18 protein-coding genes are annotated in these 16,671 nt (G+C 70.3%); 8 read left to right on the top strand and 10 right to left on the bottom strand.

Translation table 11 applies throughout. From position 1 onward, the window contains the following. Nucleotides 1-50: 50 nt before the first annotated feature. From C1703_RS18410 to C1703_RS18400, 3 genes are all read right to left on the bottom strand, one after another. Entirely contained in the window at nucleotides 51-359 is a 309-nt protein-coding gene (locus tag C1703_RS18410) for a hypothetical protein (protein WP_004000049.1), read from the bottom strand. A 479-nt stretch (nucleotides 360-838) separates the two neighbouring features. Next, nucleotides 839-2,125 carry a S53 family peptidase gene (locus tag C1703_RS18405; RefSeq protein ID WP_114253904.1) on the bottom strand — a complete coding sequence of 429 codons (1,287 nt, stop codon included), beginning with the start codon at nucleotides 2,123-2,125 and terminating at the stop codon, nucleotides 839-841. A 251-nt stretch (nucleotides 2,126-2,376) separates the two neighbouring features. Continuing rightward, nucleotides 2,377-2,979 carry a TetR/AcrR family transcriptional regulator gene (locus C1703_RS18400; RefSeq protein WP_114253903.1) on the bottom strand — a complete coding sequence of 201 codons (603 nt, stop codon included), beginning with the start codon at nucleotides 2,977-2,979 and terminating at the stop codon, nucleotides 2,377-2,379. An 89-nt stretch (nucleotides 2,980-3,068) separates the two neighbouring features. On the opposite strand from C1703_RS18400, the gene C1703_RS18395 reads away from it, so the two are divergent. From C1703_RS18395 to C1703_RS18380, 4 genes are all read left to right on the top strand, one after another. Beyond that, nucleotides 3,069-4,001 carry an oxidoreductase gene (locus C1703_RS18395; RefSeq protein ID WP_114253902.1) on the top strand — a complete coding sequence of 311 codons (933 nt, stop codon included), beginning with the start codon at nucleotides 3,069-3,071 and terminating at the stop codon, nucleotides 3,999-4,001. 35 nt (nucleotides 4,002-4,036) lie between these two features. Then, complete coding sequence (locus tag C1703_RS18390; protein WP_114253901.1) at nucleotides 4,037-4,762, top strand: trypsin-like peptidase domain-containing protein; 726 nt, start codon at nucleotides 4,037-4,039, stop codon at nucleotides 4,760-4,762. Between the two features lie 153 nt (nucleotides 4,763-4,915). Further along, entirely contained in the window at nucleotides 4,916-5,923 is a 1,008-nt protein-coding gene (locus C1703_RS18385; protein WP_198678211.1) for an NlpC/P60 family protein, read from the top strand. A gap of 246 nt (nucleotides 5,924-6,169) precedes the next feature. Next, the gene (locus C1703_RS18380) at nucleotides 6,170-6,877 is read left to right on the top strand and encodes a phosphatase PAP2 family protein (RefSeq protein WP_114253900.1); all 708 of its coding nucleotides are present in this window, start codon (nucleotides 6,170-6,172) and stop codon (nucleotides 6,875-6,877) included. A 57-nt stretch (nucleotides 6,878-6,934) separates the two neighbouring features. Here the strand turns inward: C1703_RS18380 and C1703_RS18375 are convergent, their stop codons facing one another. Together C1703_RS18375 and C1703_RS38985 are read right to left on the bottom strand one after the other, a co-directional pair. Continuing rightward, entirely contained in the window at nucleotides 6,935-8,479 is a 1,545-nt protein-coding gene (locus C1703_RS18375; RefSeq protein WP_114253899.1) for an FAD-binding oxidoreductase, read from the bottom strand. A gap of 74 nt (nucleotides 8,480-8,553) precedes the next feature. Continuing rightward, nucleotides 8,554-8,727 carry a hypothetical protein gene (locus C1703_RS38985; protein WP_157993128.1) on the bottom strand — a complete coding sequence of 58 codons (174 nt, stop codon included), beginning with the start codon at nucleotides 8,725-8,727 and terminating at the stop codon, nucleotides 8,554-8,556. Nucleotides 8,728-8,865: 138 nt separating this feature from the next. On the opposite strand from C1703_RS38985, the gene C1703_RS18370 reads away from it, so the two are divergent. Both C1703_RS18370 and C1703_RS39300 read left to right on the top strand, forming a co-directional pair. Next, nucleotides 8,866-9,717 (top strand): hypothetical protein, encoded by an 852-nt coding sequence (locus C1703_RS18370; protein WP_114253898.1) that lies wholly within the window; start codon nucleotides 8,866-8,868, stop codon nucleotides 9,715-9,717. A gap of 91 nt (nucleotides 9,718-9,808) precedes the next feature. Continuing rightward, on the top strand, nucleotides 9,809-9,976 hold the full coding sequence (locus tag C1703_RS39300; protein ID WP_198678500.1) for a hypothetical protein: 168 nt from the start codon (nucleotides 9,809-9,811) through the stop codon (nucleotides 9,974-9,976). Nucleotides 9,977-9,988: 12 nt separating this feature from the next. Here C1703_RS39300 and C1703_RS18365 read toward each other — a convergent pair whose 3' ends face one another. After that, nucleotides 9,989-10,378 carry a metal-sensitive transcriptional regulator gene (locus tag C1703_RS18365; protein ID WP_114253897.1) on the bottom strand — a complete coding sequence of 130 codons (390 nt, stop codon included), beginning with the start codon at nucleotides 10,376-10,378 and terminating at the stop codon, nucleotides 9,989-9,991. A gap of 246 nt (nucleotides 10,379-10,624) precedes the next feature. Between C1703_RS18365 and C1703_RS18360 the strand changes: the two genes are divergently transcribed. Both C1703_RS18360 and C1703_RS18355 read left to right on the top strand, forming a co-directional pair. Continuing rightward, the gene (locus C1703_RS18360; RefSeq protein WP_020269925.1) at nucleotides 10,625-11,245 is read left to right on the top strand and encodes a DUF47 family protein; all 621 of its coding nucleotides are present in this window, start codon (nucleotides 10,625-10,627) and stop codon (nucleotides 11,243-11,245) included. 7 nt (nucleotides 11,246-11,252) lie between these two features. Then, nucleotides 11,253-12,251, top strand: a complete 999-nt coding sequence (locus C1703_RS18355) for an inorganic phosphate transporter (RefSeq protein ID WP_114253896.1) — start codon at nucleotides 11,253-11,255, stop codon at nucleotides 12,249-12,251. A gap of 110 nt (nucleotides 12,252-12,361) precedes the next feature. Here the strand turns inward: C1703_RS18355 and pstB are convergent, their stop codons facing one another. The 4 genes from pstB to pstS all read right to left on the bottom strand — a co-directional run bounded on the left by pstB (nucleotide 12,362) and on the right by pstS (nucleotide 16,527). Further along, on the bottom strand, nucleotides 12,362-13,138 hold the full coding sequence (gene pstB, locus C1703_RS18350) for a phosphate ABC transporter ATP-binding protein PstB (RefSeq protein WP_114253895.1): 777 nt from the start codon (nucleotides 13,136-13,138) through the stop codon (nucleotides 12,362-12,364). A gap of 68 nt (nucleotides 13,139-13,206) precedes the next feature. Beyond that, nucleotides 13,207-14,268 carry a phosphate ABC transporter permease PstA gene (gene pstA / locus C1703_RS18345; protein WP_114253894.1) on the bottom strand — a complete coding sequence of 354 codons (1,062 nt, stop codon included), beginning with the start codon at nucleotides 14,266-14,268 and terminating at the stop codon, nucleotides 13,207-13,209. Beyond that, nucleotides 14,265-15,266: a phosphate ABC transporter permease subunit PstC gene (gene pstC, locus C1703_RS18340; RefSeq protein WP_114253893.1), complete on the bottom strand. Its 1,002-nt coding sequence runs from the start codon at nucleotides 15,264-15,266 to the stop codon at nucleotides 14,265-14,267. Before pstC ends, pstA begins: the two co-directional genes overlap by 4 nt. A gap of 133 nt (nucleotides 15,267-15,399) precedes the next feature. Then, nucleotides 15,400-16,527, bottom strand: a complete 1,128-nt coding sequence (gene pstS / locus C1703_RS18335) for a phosphate ABC transporter substrate-binding protein PstS (RefSeq protein WP_198678210.1) — start codon at nucleotides 16,525-16,527, stop codon at nucleotides 15,400-15,402. Nucleotides 16,528-16,671 lie beyond the last annotated feature (144 nt).

The raw sequence follows: 16,671 nt of genomic DNA, 5'->3' as shown, positions 1-16,671 counted from the left end.
GGAGAGGGGGGAGGGAGCCGGGCGTGCCCGGCCGGGCGGGGGTGCCCGGGCTACACGGCCATGCCGTACACGATGGTGAAGAGCGTGCCGAGGGAGCCGATGATGAAGACTCCGGTGAGGCCGGCGATGATGAGGCCTTTGCCCTGTTCCGCGCTGAAGGTGTCGCGGAGGGCCGTGGCACCGATGCGCTGCTTGGCGGCGCCCCAGATGGCGATGCCGAGGCAGATCAGGATGGCCACCGCCATCACGACCTCGATCATCACCTTGGCCTCGTTGCCCAGGCTGCCGAAGGGGCCCCAGTCCGGAGCGATCCCGCCGATGATGGTGTTGATGTCTCCCTTATCGGCCGCAAAGAGCATGTAAGTCACCGCCCCTGTTGGGTAGTTCCGCATCCTCTGCGGTCGTGCAGAGGTCCGGCCTCATTCTCGCCGACAATGATGCTGTCGTATGTCGACTTGGCGTCATTGATTGGCGGGTTTCGTACGAATACCTTGCCACCGTTCCGCTCCGGCCCCTAAGGGAGGCGACGGACGGTGTACGAAGGATCGTATGGTCACTCTGTGTATCACGGCAGGTCACGCCGGGCAATGAGGCCTGAGCGAAACCTGGGGTGCGGTTCCGTCGTTGTGCCCTCTTGCGATCTTTCTCACCTTTCCGTGCGGTTTCTGACGGCTGGTCGGGTGAGTGGTCGCGCCGGTGTTCTCCGGGTGAAGGCTACCCGGCACGGCGAACGGGCCGCGGCTGGGTTGCCGCGGCCCGTTCTTTCCCCTGCCCGCCTCGGGCCCCCACGGCCCTCGGCGGTGTTCCTCGGTGACGGTCCGTCACGAGGTGGTGGGTGTCAGCCGGTGAAGGCGCCGAGCCCCTGGGGTGTGCCCCAGCCGGTCGGGCCGTCGTAGCCCGTCCGGGCGGTGCAGAAGTAGCTGGTGGCGCAGGTTCCGTTGCTGCCGCTGGTGACGTCGTTCAGGGCGCTGGTGTTCGCGTAGGGGAACTTCGCCGGGTAGGAGCCGCTGGACGGGGTGCCCGCAAGGGCGTAGACGGCCGCGATGATCGGGGCGGAGGCGCTGGTGCCGCCGTAGGTGGCCCAGCCCTGGCCGTCGGCGCCGTAGGTGTCGTAGACGGAGACGCCGGTCGCGGGGTCGGCGACGGCCGAGACGTCGGCGATCGTGCGCCGGGCGCAGCCGGTGTCGGTCTGCCAGGCCGGCTTGGTGTCGTAGGCGGAGCAGCCGGAGCCGGTGCCCTCGGTGCTGCTGGTCGACCAGACGCTCTCGGTCCAGCCGCGGGTGGTGGAGGAGGCGGTGAGGCTGGTGCCGCCCACGGAGGTCACGTACCGGGAGGCCGCCGGGTACTCGGCGCCGTAGCCCGCGTCGCCCGCGCTGACGGTGATGGCGACGCCGGGGTGGTTGAAGTAGGTGGAGTCGTAGGTCGCGTCGGAGGAGGACTCGCCGCCGCCGTAGCTGTTGGAGACGTACTTGGCGCCCAGGCTGACGGCCTCGTTGACGGCCGTGCCGAGGTTGGTCATGGTGGCGGACTTGGCCTCGACGAGGGTGATGTGGCAGTTCGGGCAGACGGCGCTGGCCATGTCCAGGTCGAGGGAGATCTCGGCGGCCCAGCCGCTGTTGGGGGCGGGCAGGGAGGTGGTGGAGCCGGTCTGGCCGACCTTCTTGAAGCAGCCGTTCGCGGTGGTGCAGGCGGGCAGGCCGTAGTGCGAGCGGTAGGCGGCGAGGTCCGACTCGGCGTTCGGGTCGTCGTAGGCGTCGACGATGGCGATGGTCCGGCCGGTGCCGTTGCTCGTGGCGGCGGAGGTCAGTCCGTAGGCGGCGCGGAGGTCGGCGGGGCCGTAGCCGGAGGGGCTGGTGGCGTCGGCGGCCTGGGGGGAGATGCCGTGCTGCTGCTGGAAGGCGGTGCGGCCGCCCGTGACGCGCAGGGCGTTGCAGGCCATCTCGCCCTGGTGGCGGGGGAGGGCGCAGGAGCGGGTCCAGGTGACCTCGGGCGCGCTCGCCCGGGCGGTGTCCGCGTGGGCGGCGGTGGTGAGGCCGGTGAGGAGGAGGGCGGCGGTGGCGGTGGCGGCGGAGCCGATCCGGTGCCATCTGCGGCGGCCGGCGGAGTGGGTGGGTGTCGTGCGCAAGGTACAGCCTCCTGGCAGTGGTGGACAGAGGCCTGCGGGTGGGGGTTCCGCCGGTGTGGTTCCCGGCGGGGGCGGCGACCCGCGACGACGATCGCTTGTTGGGTACGTGACAACAAGACAGGTTTCGGAATCCTGACTTCCGCCTTACCGAGACGGGTGTGGTGCTTACCGGCCGATGACGGGCCGATGGCCGCTGAATGGGCGCGGCTTGACCCGAGGGGCCTGGCCCGCGTGACCCAAGGGGCCCGGAATCAGCGGGGCTTGAGGCCGTGCAGGAGGAGGTGGACCAGTTCCTCGATGCCGTCGAGGGCCGCCCCGGGGGCGAGCAGGCCGCCGGCGGCGAAGGAGGCGATGCCCTGGAGGGTGGCGCCGGTGAGCAGGGTGAGGTGCTCCGGGTCGCCCGCGATGATCTCGCCGCGTTCCTGGGCGTCGGCGATGACCCGCGCGAAGGAGCCCACCGTCCGGTCGCCGGCCGCCGCCATCTGCTCCGAGGCGTCGGGCTCGTGCTTGCGGGCGTACATCAGCTCCAGCAGCGCGGCGTTGTCGATCGCGAAGGCGAGATAGGCCCGGGCGAGGGCCGTGAGCCGCCGTTCCAGGGGCAGGGCCGGGTCGTCGGCGCCCTCCAGGGCCTGGCCCAGCCGGTCGTACCCGGCCAGTGCCAGGGCGTTGAGCAGGGCCTGCTTGTCCTTGAAGTGGCGGCCGGGGGCCGCGTGGCTCACGCCCGCCTCACGGGCCAGTTCGCGCAGCGAGAGCGCGCCCACGCCCTTCTCCCGCAGGGTGCGCTCGGCGCCCGAGAGCAGGGTGGAGCGCAGGTCTCCGTGGTGGTAGGGGCGGCTCTCCGGCATGCGCACCATCGTATCCCGATGTTGACGTCGCCATCATTGTTGTCGCTGGCTGCATTGTTGTCATTGACAGCATTGTTGTCGCCGCCTACATTCGGTGCATGGCTGAGCAAACGGACAACAAGAGCGGCGCGGCGTGGAGCGCGCGCCGCCTCCCCGACCTCACCGGGCGGACCGTCGTCGTCACCGGTGCCAACAGCGGCATCGGCCTCACCACGACCGACGCGCTCGCCCGCGCGGGGGCGCACGTCGTCCTCGCCGTACGGGACCCGGAGCGCGGGCGGGCCGCGGCGGCCACCGTGCGCGGCAGCACCGAGGTGCGCCGGCTGGACCTCGCGGACCTGTCCTCCGTACGGGCCTTCGCGGACGCCTGGCAGCAGCCGCTGCACCTCCTCGTCAACAACGCCGGCGTGATGATGCTGCCGAGGCAGCGCACCAAGGACGGCTTCGAGATGCAGTTCGGCACGAACCATCTCGGGCACTTCGCCCTGACGAACCTGCTGCTGCCGCACCTCACCGACCGGGTCGTCACCGTCTCCTCGGGCGCCCACCGCTGGGGCGGCGCGCGGATCGCCTTCGACGACCTGGACATGGCGTCGGACTACACCCCGCAGCGCGCCTACGCCCAGTCCAAGCTCGCCAACCTCCTGTTCACCCTCGAACTCCAGCGCCGGCTGACCGAGTCGGGCTCGACGGTCCGCGCCCTGGCCGCCCACCCCGGCTACGCGGCCACCAACCTGCAGAGCCACGCGGCCCACCCGGCGGCACGCGCCGCCATGCGCCTCGGCAACCGGTTCTTCGCCCAGGACGACAAGGCCGGCGCCCTCCCCACGCTCTACGCCGCCACCCAGGACCTGCCCGGCGCGAGCTACGTCGGCCCCGACGGCCTCGGCGAGCTGCGCGGCGCCCCGACCCTGGTGGGCCGCTCCCGCGCGGCCAGCGACCCGCTGACGGCCCGTCGGCTGTGGGAGGTGTCGGAGGAGCTGACGGGGACCTCCTTCCCGCTCGCGCGGGACGAGCGGACCCGCGTCTGACGCTTCTCTCACCTTCGTCGGGCACAGTCGCTGCGATGAAGCGCGTCCTGGTCGTCGCCGTGCTGCTCGTCGCACTCGTCACCGCGTCCACCGCGACCGCCGACGACGGGGCCGGGCCCTTCCGGGTCACCGTCGCCGCGGGGAACGCGCGGGTCGGGGTGCTCGTCCCCGCCGCGCGGGCGGGGCGGTTGGCCGGCGGGCACTTCTGCACGGCGTCGGTGGTGGCCGCGCCGCACCGGAACCTGGTCGTCACCGCGGCGCACTGCCTGGGCGGGGACGGGGACCTGGACTTCGTGCCGGGGTACCGGGACGGCCGTGCGCCCTACGGCGTGTGGAAGGTCACCCGGCAATTCCTTCCCCCGGGGTGGGTGCACGGGCGGCACGAGGACAGCGATGTCGGGTTCCTCGTGGTCGCGCCGCGCGGCGGGCGAGAGGTCCAGGACGTCGTCGGCGGGAACGCGTTCACGACCGGTACGGCGACGGGGGCCACCGCGGTGACCGTCACCGGGTATCCCAACTCCCGTGAGACGCCCGTCACCTGTACCGACAAGCCGGTCGCGCACAGCGCCACCCAGCAGCGCGTCGAATGCCCCGGCTTCAGCGGCGGCACGAGCGGCAGCCCCTGGGTGAACGGCGACGGACAGGTCGTCGGGATCCTCGGCGGCCACGACGAGGGCGGCACGACCCCGGGCGTCTCCTACAGCGTGGTGCTCGGCACGGAGGCGGAACGGCTGTACCGGGAGGCGGCGGGGGATGCGTGACACCCGGTGTGCTCCGGCCGTGCCCCCGTCGTGCCGCCCGTGCCGTGGCCCGTCCCCCCTTCCGCCCCCCGACTTCCCCTCCGTGATCATTCCCGAGCCCGGCGGCCGCCTCTACACTGGCCAGGCGACGGACTCCCGGTGAGTGAGGGGCGGTTGACGGTGCGTAAGGCGTGGATCGTGGCGAGTGTCGCCATCAGCTCCGCCCTGGCCTTCGTGATGCTGCTCGTCGTCGGGGTCTACATCGTCGCCGGGAACCTGGTCAACGGCGTGGGCGGCGGGGCGAAATCGCTGGCCAAGGGCTCGGTGCCCGCCGCGTACGCGGCCCTCGTGCAGAAGTGGGGCAACCTCTGCCCCGCCATCAGCCCGGCCCTGCTCGCCGCCCAGCTCTACCAGGAGAGCGGCTTCAACCCGAGGGCCCAGAGCCACGCCGCCGCGCAGGGCATAGCGCAGTTCATCCCCGGCACCTGGGCCTCCCACGGCATCGACGGCGACGGCGACGGCGACCGCGATGTGTGGGACCCCAAGGACGCGATCCCCTCGGCCGCCTCCTACGACTGCGAACTCGCGTCGTACGTGAAGAAGGTCGGCGGGAATCTGACCGAAAACATGCTGGCCGCGTACAACGCGGGGGCGTACGCGGTGATCAAGTACGGGGGCGTGCCGCCGTACCGCGAGACGCAGAACTACGTGAAGAGGATCACCACCCTCTCGGAGAGCTTCGCGGCGCCCGTCGGGCGGGTCGACCCCTCCGAGCAGGCCGCCGGCGCGATCGAGTACGCGCAGAAGAAGCTCGGCACGCCCTACCTGTGGGGCGGCACCGGCACCGCTGAGCAGGGCGGACGCTTCGACTGCTCGGGTCTGACGCAGGCCGCCTACGCGAGCGTGGGCATCAAGCTCCCGCGCGTCGCCAACGACCAGTACAACGCGGGGCCGCACCCCAGCCGGGACGAACTGCTCCCGGGCGACCTCGTGTTCTTCTCGGACGACCTCACCAATTCACGTGCCATCCGGCATGTCGGCATTTATGTCGGAGGTGGGTACATGATCGACGCGCCGCGGACGGGCGCGGTCATCCGATTCGACCCGATCGACACCCCCGACTACTTCGGGGCCACCCGGGTCACCGAAGATGGCGCGAAAGCACTGCCCACGACGGTGTGAACCGAGTGTGAACCCACCCCCTGAGCTGCGACAACGTATCTCTCTTCGATAACGTCTGCGTGATCATTCGGTGGAGTGTGGAACGTATCAACGGGGACCATGCGTTCCTGGTGACGTAGCCGAGCAGACGTCACTGGGCACGTGTCACGCACGCGTGCAGCGGAAGCGGATCTACAACCACGGGGGTGGCAGCAGCGGCGCACGCACAGGTGCGCCGGGAGTCAACGACGAAGGGGCCGCAGCACCATGGCTGGACTCGCCGAATCCGGGTCGAACCCCGACGTCGACCTGCTCTACGACATCAATGGCCTGGCCAAGGACGCGCCGCCGTGGTTCGACCGCGTCATGGAGTACGTCGGTGAGTACGGGCTGCTGCTCGCCATCGTCCTGCTCGTCGTGTGGTGCTGGTGGTCGGTGCGGCGGCGCGGGGACGAGGACGCCGCGTCCACCGTCGCGGCGCTGATCTGGGCGCCGCTGGCGGCGGGCATCGCCGTGCTGGTGAACGTGCCGATACGGGGATTCGTGGAGCGGCCCCGGCCGTTCCTCGACCACCAGGGGCTGGACGTCCTCGTCAAGGGCAAGACCGACTACTCCTTCGTCAGCGACCACGCGACGATCGTCATGGCGCTGGCGGTCGGCCTGTTCGTCGCCAACCGCAAATTCGGGCTGATCGGGCTCGTGCTGGCGTTGTTCGGGGGCTTCATCCGCGTCTACATGGGCGTGCACTACCCGACGGACGTCGTGGGCGGGTTCGCGCTGGGCACGGCCGTGGCCCTGCTGCTGTCGCCGCCGGCCATGGCCCTGCTGACGCCCGTGACGACGGCGATCGAGCGGTCGCCGCGCGTGGGGTGGCTGATCCGGGCCCGGGGAAGAGGACCGGCCGAGCAGGACTCGGTGATCCCCGGGGCGCGCAGTGAGCAGGCCGGGGCGTCCGAGCGGGACCTGGCCGCGTAGCGCTCCGGCTCGCGGCGAAGGGCTCGCGCGGCGAAGGGCTCGCGGCAGAGGCTCGCGTCAGAGGGCCTGCGGGTACGTGAAGAAGCGCGTCGGGTCGTACTGGTTCTTCAGCTTCGCCAGGCGGGTCGCCGCGTCGCCGTAGTACGCCTCGCGCCAGTCGGTCAGGGTCGGGTCCGTGTAGTTCTGGTACGCCGCGCCCGAGGCGTAGGGCCGCATCGCCTTGTGGGCGGCGGCGAGCCAGTCGCGGGCCGTGGCGCCGCTCGTGCCCGGCCGCCAGGAGGCGATGTACTGGGCCAGCATGCGGGAGCGGCGGTGCACGAACGCCGTGGCGGTCGGCGGGACGCGGTTGACCGCTCCGCCGAGGGCGGTGAGCGCGATGCTGCCCGTGCCGCCGCGCACCGAGCCGGCCTGCGACAGCAGCGTGCGGATACCGGCCGCGGACAGGGAGCGGTCGAAGAAGTCCGACGCCGCGGCGTACGTCTCGCGACCCAGCGCGCCCTTCGGGGAGCGGCCGGGGGTCGAGCCGGGCAGGTGGCACTGCGCGTCCGTCGGGAACGAGGAGCAGCCCGCGTACACCTCCATCGACTCCTCGTACGAGCGGCGCTTGAGGGAGACGCTGCGGGCCGGGGCGCCGACGCGGTCGGCCAGGCGGTCCACGGCGTTCTTCAGTTCGCCGTAGGTGCCGAGGGAGAAGGCCGAGACGGAGACGGTCGGGGTGCCCCCGGCGGCGCTCGCCAGGTGCAGGGACGACCAGATCTCGTCGGGCTGTGCCGGGCCCCACTCCTGCCAGGCCCTCACCACCGCGGCCGCCTTCGACCAGGGCCAGGACAGGTGGGCCGAGACGCCCTGCGGAGCCGGGTGGGTCTTGAAGTGCAGTTCCGTCACGACGCCGAAGTTGCCGTTGCCGGCGCCGCGCAGGGCCCAGAAGAGGTCCTTGTGCTCGCGGGCGTTCGCGGTGAGCTGCTTGCCGTCGGCGGTGATCAGGGTGGCCTGGGTGAGGCTGTCGCAGGTCAGGCCGTAGGCGCGGGAGACCACGCCGTGCCCGCCGCCGAGGGTGAGGCCGGAGACGCCGACGGTGGGGCAGGAGCCGGCGGGGATCGTCACGCCCTTCGCGGTCAGGGCGCGGTAGACGTCGATGAGTTTGGCGCCGGCGCCGATCACCGCGGTGTCGCCGGAGGCGCGGACGCGGTTGAGTTTCGAGACGTCGACGATCAGGCGGCCGTTGCCGGAGGACCAGCCGGCGTAGGAGTGGCCGCCGTTGCGGATCGCCACGCGCAGGGCGTGGGCGCGGGCGTAGGACAGGGCCGTGCGGATGTCGTCGGGGTGGGCCACGTAGGCGACGGCGGCGGGCTTCAGGTGGTCGAAGCGGGTGTTGTACAGCTGTCGGGCCGTGGCCCAACTGGTGTCGCCCGGGCGGACCAGCGGGCCGTCGAGGTCGCGGGCGAGGGCGGACCAGTCGGCGGTCCCGGCGAGTGTTCGCCTGGTCGTGGCGGTGGCCGTGGCCCCGGAGCGGGTGTCCGATTTCGTGCAGGCGGCGGTGAGCGGGGTCGCGGCCGCGGCGATGCCCGCCGTGCCGACTGCGAGGAATGTACGCCGTTCCATGGGGCCTCCCGGTGGTTCCGTCGTGGGAGACGGGGTGGTGGGGTACGGGGTTCCACGCGATCGATCCGCAGCCGCTAGGCGAGACCCTCGTGTTTCTCCGCGTCCGTGCGGGCCTGGCTTCGGGCCCGTCTTGCCGGGCCGCGCCAGCCGCAGGTGCAGTGGGCCATGCAGAAGCGGCCCTGCTCCATGGTCGTCGTGCGGTGTTCCGGGAGGTTGGGGGGAGGTTCCAGCCCGTCCTGCTGCGCCACGGCGACAACGTTACCCAGCGCAGGTAAAGGGTTCGTATGCCGGCGCCGGTGCGCTCGCGTGACGGGGGCACATACCCGTCGTTAACCGGAACAACAAGGGGGCCCGTGACGGACGTACCGGCTGGGGGTAGGCAGGCGATGACTGGGCGGCAGCGGGAACGGCGGCGCAGGCGGACGGGTGCGGCGGTCGCCGCGGCCGGGGCCGTGGCCGGTGCGGTACTGGGCGCCGGCGGGTGCTCCGGAGGAGACGCGGTCGCCGGTGACGCGCGTGACGGGGACGCGGTCCTCGTGCTGCGCCGGGCCGCCGACCGGCTGGTGGACGCGGGGAGTTCGAAGGCCCGTACGTCGATGGAGATGGCCGCCGGCGGGACCCGGGTGACCATCCGGGGAGCGGGGGTCTACGACTACCGCAAGCGGCTCGGCCGGCTGAAGGTGCTGCTGCCGCAGGATCCCGCGGGGGCCGCCGAGCGCCGGCCCATCACGGAACTGCTCGCGCCGGGCGCCCTGTTCATGAAGAACCGGGGCGCCGGTGTGCCCCCGGACAAGTGGGTGCGGGTGGACACGCGGACGCTGTCCGACGGGAACCTCGTCACCGGCGGGGCCACCGACCCGTACGCCGCGGCCGAGGTGCTGCGCGGCACGCGGTCGGCGACGTACCTGGGCCGGACCGAGGTCGCGGGCACCGGAGTGCGGCACTACCGGGGCACGGCCGACCTCGGCGCCGCCGCGCGGCGCGCCTCCGCCGGGAACGCCGAGTCCCTGGGCGCGGCGGCGAAAGGGTTCGCCACGGCCGAAGTGCCGTTCGACGCCTACCTCGACGACGAGGGCCGCATCCGCAAGGTCCGCCACCGCTTCAGCTTCCTGAACGGGCAGCAGAAGAGCCCCGTCGCCGTCGCCTCGACCACCCTGCTCTACGATTTCGGGGCCTCGGCGCGCGTACGGCTGCCGGACGACGGCGACATCTACGCGGGCCGGATCGCCGAGGAGTGACCGGCGCGAACTAGCCCGTCCGTGCCATGCGCGGCGTGTAGGCCGCTCCCTACTCTAGGAAGTCGGTAACGGCAGAGATGAGGTGATGCACGTGGCTCCGGTCGGCGGTACGGCAGTTCAGGACCACGTGGCCCTCGCCGAGATCGAGCTGTGCGGAGAGCTGATCATCGCGGCGTCGGCCGCGCAGGAGCGGCTCAGCCTGGAGAGCATCGACGAGGTGCTGAGAGTGGCCGAGGAACGGGACACCTCGGGACGCTGAATCCGTACGTGGTCACGTCCGCAGCATGCGGGCGATCGCCTGGGTCGCCTCCTTCACCTTCGCGTCGATCTCGTCACCGCCCTTGAGGGCCGCGTCCGCGACGCAGTGGCGCAGGTGCTCCTCCAGCAGCTGCAGGGCGAAGGACTGCAGGGCCTTCGTGGAGGCGGAGACCTGCGTGAGTATGTCGATGCAGTAGATGTCCTCGTCGACCATGCGCTGCAGGCCCCGGATCTGGCCTTCGATGCGGCGCAGGCGCTTGAGGTGTTCGTCCTTCTGCTTGTGGTACCCGTGCACGCCCTGGTCGTGGTCGGTCACGACCTCCGCAGCGGGGGTGACGTCCGTGACATGCGCGACATCCGTGCCGTCGGAGGGCGCTCCCGCGCCGGCCTTGATGGTCGTCATCGCGTCCTCCTGGGCGGTGAGCCGACATATACCCCTAGTGGGTATATGGTACCGAACTTTACTGGGTATACGCCCCTTGGCCGATGCCGTACACAGTCGTACGCAACGGCTGGATCCTGCCCCTGGGCCGACCCCGTGCTCATCACTGTGCCTGATGGGCGACACTGGTGGGCGGCCCGATAGCCGTGGCCGGATGATGCGCCTAGCATCAGCCTGACCGAAACCGAAGCACCCCGAGGACCCCACGTGCGCTTTCGTCTGACCCCCAGGGAGACGAGCTTCTACGACATGTTCGCCGCCTCCGCGGACAACATCGTCACGGGCTCGAAACTCCTGATGGAACTGCTCGGGGCGGACGCTTCCGCCCGGGCCGAGATCGCAGAGCGTATGCGGGCAGCGGAACACGCAGGTGACGACGCCACGCACGCGATCTTCCACCAGCTGAACTCCTCGTTCATCACGCCGTTCGACCGCGAGGACATCTACTCCCTCGCCTCGTCCCTCGACGACATCATGGACTTCATGGAGGAGGCCGTCGACCTGGTCGTCCTCTACAACGTCGAGGAACTGCCCAAGGGCGTCGAGCAGCAGATCGAGGTCCTGGCGCGGGCCGCCGAACTGACGGCCGAGGCCATGCCGCACCTGCGCACCATGGAGAACCTCACCGAGTACTGGATCGAGGTCAACCGGCTGGAGAACCAGGCCGACCAGATCCACCGCAAGCTGCTGGCGCACCTCTTCAACGGCAAGTACGACGCCATCGAGGTCCTCAAGCTCAAGCAGATCGTGGATGTGCTGGAGGAGGCGGCGGACGCGTTCGAGCACGTGGCGAACACGGTGGAGACCATCGCCGTCAAGGAGTCCTGAGCCCTTCATGGACACCTTCGCTCTGGTCGTGACCATCGGGGTCGCGCTCTTCTTCACGTACACCAACGGTTTCCACGATTCGGCGAACGCGATCGCCACGTCCGTGTCGACCCGGGCGCTCACGCCGCGGGCCGCGCTGGCGATGGCCGCGGTGATGAACCTCCTCGGCGCGTTCATGGGCTCCGGCGTCGCCAAGACGGTCAGTGAGGGTCTGATCCAGACACCGGAGGGGTCGAAGGGGATGGGCATCCTCTTCGCCGCGCTGGTGGGTGCGATCGTCTGGAACCTGATCACCTGGTACTTCGGGCTGCCCTCGTCGTCCTCGCACGCGCTGTTCGGCGGCATGGTCGGCGCGGCGCTGGCCGGTGGCACGACGGTCTACTGGCACGGGGTGCTGGAGAAGGTCGTCATCCCCATGTTCATCTCCCCGGTGGTCGGTCTGCTGGCCGGCTACCTGGTGATGACCGCCATCATGTGGATATTCAGGAAGGCGAACCCGCACAAGGCCAAGCGCGGGTTCCGCATCGCGCAGACCGTCTCGGCGGCCGGCATGGCGCTGGGGCACGGCCTGCAGGACGCCCAGAAGACCATGGGCATCGTGGTGATGGCGCTCGTCATCGCCGATGTCGAGGACTACGGCGACCCGATCCCGGTGTGGGTGAAGATCGCCTGTGCGGTGATGCTGTCGCTGGGGACGTACGCCGGCGGCTGGCGGATCATGCGGACGCTGGGTCGGAAGATCATCGAGCTGGACCCGCCGCAGGGGTTCGCCGCCGAGACGACGGGCGCGTCGATCATGTTCGCCACCGCGTTCCTGTTCAAGGCGCCGATCTCCACGACCCACGTCATCACGTCGGCGATCATGGGCGTGGGGGCCACCAAGCGGGTCAATGCCGTGCGGTGGGGCGTCGCCAAGAACATCATCCTGGGGTGGTTCATCACGATGCCGGCCGCCGCGCTGGTGGCCGCCGCTTCCTTCGGGATCGTGAACCTGGCGTTCCTGTAACCCGGTCCGGACACGAACAGGCCCGCCCCCGGGAGCCAGGGGCGGGCCCTTTTTCGGCCTCGCGGTGGCACCGCCATGCAGCACCGCGAGGAGTCTCGGCAGGAGGTGGCTCAGCCGAAGCGGCCGGAGATGTAGTCCTCCGTGGCCTGGACCGACGGGTTGGAGAAGATGCGCTCCGTGTCGTCGATCTCGATGAGCTTGCCGGGCTGGCCGACCGCCGCGAGGTTGAAGAACGCCGTGCGGTCGGAGACGCGCGCCGCCTGCTGCATGTTGTGCGTCACGATGACGATCGTGAAGCGCTCCTTCAGCTCGCCGATCAGGTCCTCGATCGCCAGGGTGGAGATCGGGTCCAGTGCCGAGCAGGGCTCGTCCATGAGCAGGACGTTCGGCTCCACCGCGATCGCCCGCGCGATGCACAGACGCTGCTGCTGACCACCCGACAGACCCGAGCCGGGCTTGTTCAGGCGGTCCTTGACCTCGTTCCAGAGGTTCGCGCCCTTGAGCGAGCGCTCGACGATGTCGGCCAGCTCGCTCTTCTTGTAGTTGCCGTTGAGCCGCAGCCCCGCCGCCACGTTGTCGAAGATCGACATCGTGGGGAACGGGTTCGGCCGCTGGAACACCATGCCGACCTCGCGCCGCACCGACACCGGGTCGATGCTCGCGCCGTAGAGGTCCTCGTCGTCCAGCAGCACCTTGCCCTCGACCCGGCCGCCGGCCGTGACCTCGTGCATCCGGTTCAGGGTGCGCAGGAACGTGGACTTGCCGCAGCCGGACGGGCCGATGAACGCCGTCACCGAGCGCGGCTCGACGGTCATCGAGATGTCCTCGATCGCCTTGTGGGAGCCGTAGTAGGCGGTCAGTCCGCTTACGTCGATTCGCTTGGCCATTACTTCTTCACTTCCAGACTCAGTCAGTCGCCGTGGTCGCCACGCGGCGGTAGCCGCACATCGATGCTTTAGCGACCGGTCTTCGGGGCCTTCCAGCGGGCGATCCCGCGGGCCACCAGGTTCAGGAGCATCACGAAGGCGATCAGGGTGAGCGACGCCGCCCAGGCGCGGTCGTACGCCGCACCGGAGCCCGCGCTGTTCGCGTACTGCTGGTAGATGTACAGCGGCAGCGAGGCCTGCGCCCCCTCGAAGGGGTTGGCGTTGATGAAGGAGTTGCCCCACACCAGCAGCAGCACCGGGGCGGTCTCACCGGTGATACGGGCGATCGCGAGCATGATGCCCGTGGTGATGCCGCCGATGGAGGTCGGCAGGACCACCTTCAGGATGGTGCGCCACTTCGGGACGCCGAGCGCCAGGGAGGCCTCGCGCAGCTCGTTCGGGACGAGCTTGAGCATCTCCTCCGTGGAGCGGACGACCACCGGCATCATCAGGATGGCCAGGGCCAGCGAGCCGGCGAAGCCGAAGGGCTCCATGTCGAACATCAGCATGAGGCTGAGGATGAACAGACCCGCGACGATCGACGGGATGCCGGTCATGACGTCGACGAAGAACGTGATGGCCTTGGAGAGGTTGCCCCGGCCGTACTCGACCAGGTAGATCGCGGTGAGCACGCCGATCGGCGCGGCGATCACCGTGGCGAGACCGACCTGCTCCAGGGTGCCGAGGATGGCGTGGTAGATACCGCCGCCGGGCTCGGTGTCGGCGACGACGCCCATGGAGTGCGTCAGGAAGTAGAGGTCGAGGACCTTCACGCCGCGCGCGACCGTCGACCAGACCAGCGAGGCCAGCGGGATCACGGCGAGCAGGAAGGCGACCCAGACGAGGGAGGTCGCGATGCGGTCCTTGGCCTGGCGCTTGCCCTCGACCATCGTGGCGAGGGCGTACGTGCCGAGGACGTAGAGGATCGCGGCGATCAGGCCCCACTGGACGCGGCTGTGCAGGCCGGCCGCGAGACCGATGCCGATCGCGACGGCGATGGAACCGGCGGCGATCCCGTAGGGGGCCCACTTGGGCAGGCGGGCGCCGCGCAGGGTGCTGGGGCCCTTGGGGGTGACGGTTGCGGTGCTCATGCGTTGGCCCCCGAGTACTCCTTGCGGCGGGCGATGATCGCGCGGGCCGCGCCGTTGACCAGCAGGGTGATGACGAACAGGACCAGACCGGAGGCGATCAGCGCGTCCCGGCCGAACTCGGTCGCCTCACCGAACTTGCTGGCGATGTTCTGGGCGAACGTGCCGCCGCCCGGGTCGAGCAGGCTGGCCTGGATGTCGAAGGTCGGGGAGAGCACGGTGGCGACGGCCATGGTCTCGCCGAGGGCGCGGCCGAGGCCGAGCATCGAGGCGGAGATCACGCCGGAGCGGCCGAAGGGCAGCACCGCCATGCGGATCACTTCCCAGCGGGTGGCGCCGAGCGCCAGGGCCGCCTCCTCGTGCATCTGCGGGACCTGGCGGAAGACCTCGCGGCTCACGTTGGTGATGATCGGCAGGATCATGATCGCGAGCAGGATGCCGACGGTCAGCATCGAGCGGGGGGCGCCGCCCTCCCAGGAGAAGATGCCCGTCCAGCCGAGGTAGCTGTCGAGCCAGCCGAAGAGGCCGTTCATGTGCGGTACGAGGATCAGGGCGCCCCACAGGCCGTACACGATGGACGGCACGGCGGCGAGCAGGTCGATCACGTACGCGATGGGGCCGCGCAGCCGGCGCGGGGCGTAGTGCGTGAGGAAGAGCGCGATGGCGACGGCGATCGGGACCGCGATGACCATGGCGACGATCGAGGAGACGACCGTGCCGAAGGCCAGGACGGCGATGCCGAAGTTCGGCGGGACCAGGTTCGTGTCCCACTGGAACGTGGTGAGGAAGTTGCCCTCGTCCTTGCTGATCGCGAGGGAGGCGCGGTAGGTGAGGAAGACCGCGATCGCGGCCATGATCACCAGCAGCAGGATGCCGGAGCCGCGGGAGAGACCGAGGAAGATCCGGTCTCCGGGCCGGGTGGCGCCGCGCGCGGCGCGCTTGTCGACGGTCGGCTGGGGAGCGGGGGGCGGTGCGTCGGTTATCTGCGTTGATGTGTCCATCAGGTTCTCCGGTCTGCGGAGCCGTACGCGGTCGGCGGCGGCTCTGCGGAGCCGTACGCGCGGTACGGCCACTGGCGGCGGTGCACCGGACGGTGCGGCCCGGCCCCGGGGAGGGGGCCGGGCCGCACTCGGGTCAGCTCAGGCCCTCGATGGTGGTGCGGACCTGGGAGATGATGTCGTCGGGGATGGGCGCGTAGTCGTTCTCGGTGAGGATCTTCTGGCCGTCCTCCGAGGCGATGTAGCGCAGGAACGCCTTGGTGGCGGGCAGCGTGTCGCTCTTGTTGCCCTTGTCGCAGACGATCTCGTACGTGACGAGGACCATCGGGTAGGCGCCCTCGGCCTTGGTGCCGTAGTTCAGCTCCAGCGCCAGGTCCTTGCCCGTGCCGACGACCTTGGCCTCGGAGATGGCCTTGGTGGCGTTCTCGATGGTGGCCTTGACCGGCTGGGCGGCACCCGTGTCGAGGTCGACCGTCTTCAGGCCGTCCTTGGCGTACGACAGCTCGAAGTAGCCGATGGCGCCGTTGGTCTGCTTCACCTGCTGGGCGACACCGGAGGAGCCGGAGGCGGACTGGCCGCCCTTGGCCTGCCAGGTCTTGCCGCCGTCGTAGGGCCAGTCCTTCTTGGCGGTGGCGATCAGGTACTTGGTGAAGTTGTCCGTGGTGCCGGAGTCGTCCGAGCGGTGGAACGCCTGGATCTTGAGGTTCGGAAGCTTCGCGTTCGGGTTCAGCCGCTTGATCGCGGGGTCGTTCCAGTTGGTGATCTCGTTGTTGAAGATCTTCGCCAGCGTCGCGGAGTCGAGGACGAGGTTGTCCACGCCGTTGACGTTGTAGCCGACCGCGATCGGGCCGCCGACCATCGGCAGGTCGATGCCCTGGCCGCCGGAGCAGACCTTCTTGGAGGCGGCGACCTCGTCGGGCTTCAGCGCGGAGTCGGAGCCGGCGAAGGCGACCTGGCCCTGGGTGAACGCCGTGACACCCGCGCCGGAGCCGCCGCCCTTGTAGTTGATCTGCACGCCCTGGCAGGCCGCGGTGAACTGCTTCACCCAGGCGTCGATCGCGTTCTTCTGTGCGGACGATCCGTCGGCGAGCAGCTGGCCCTTGGCGTCGTCGCACTTGATGTTGCTCGACCCGGCGTTGGCCGAGGAGCCGCCGCCGCTGTTGCCGCCGGTGTCGTCGGAGCCGCACGCCGTGAGGGCCAGGGCGCCGGAGACGGCGAGAGCACCGAGAGCGAGGGCCCGCCGGTTCATGCGCTGAAGCTTCACTTGAGTTCCTTCCAGGAGCCGCCGTCCTGATCGGCGGCGTGCGAAGTCTGGTGACGCGGACGCGGCCGCACCCGACAGGGCGCGGCTCACGTCGGTAAGGCTGAAATTAGGCAGATCAGGTGAAGGCGCCGATGGCCACAAATG

Source organism: Streptomyces sp. Go-475, from assembly GCF_003330845.1.
Taxonomy (GTDB): Bacteria; Actinomycetota; Actinomycetes; order Streptomycetales; family Streptomycetaceae; genus Streptomyces.
The sequence above is the reverse complement of the archived record's forward strand: the minus strand, read 5'-3'. Positions and strand labels throughout refer to the sequence as shown.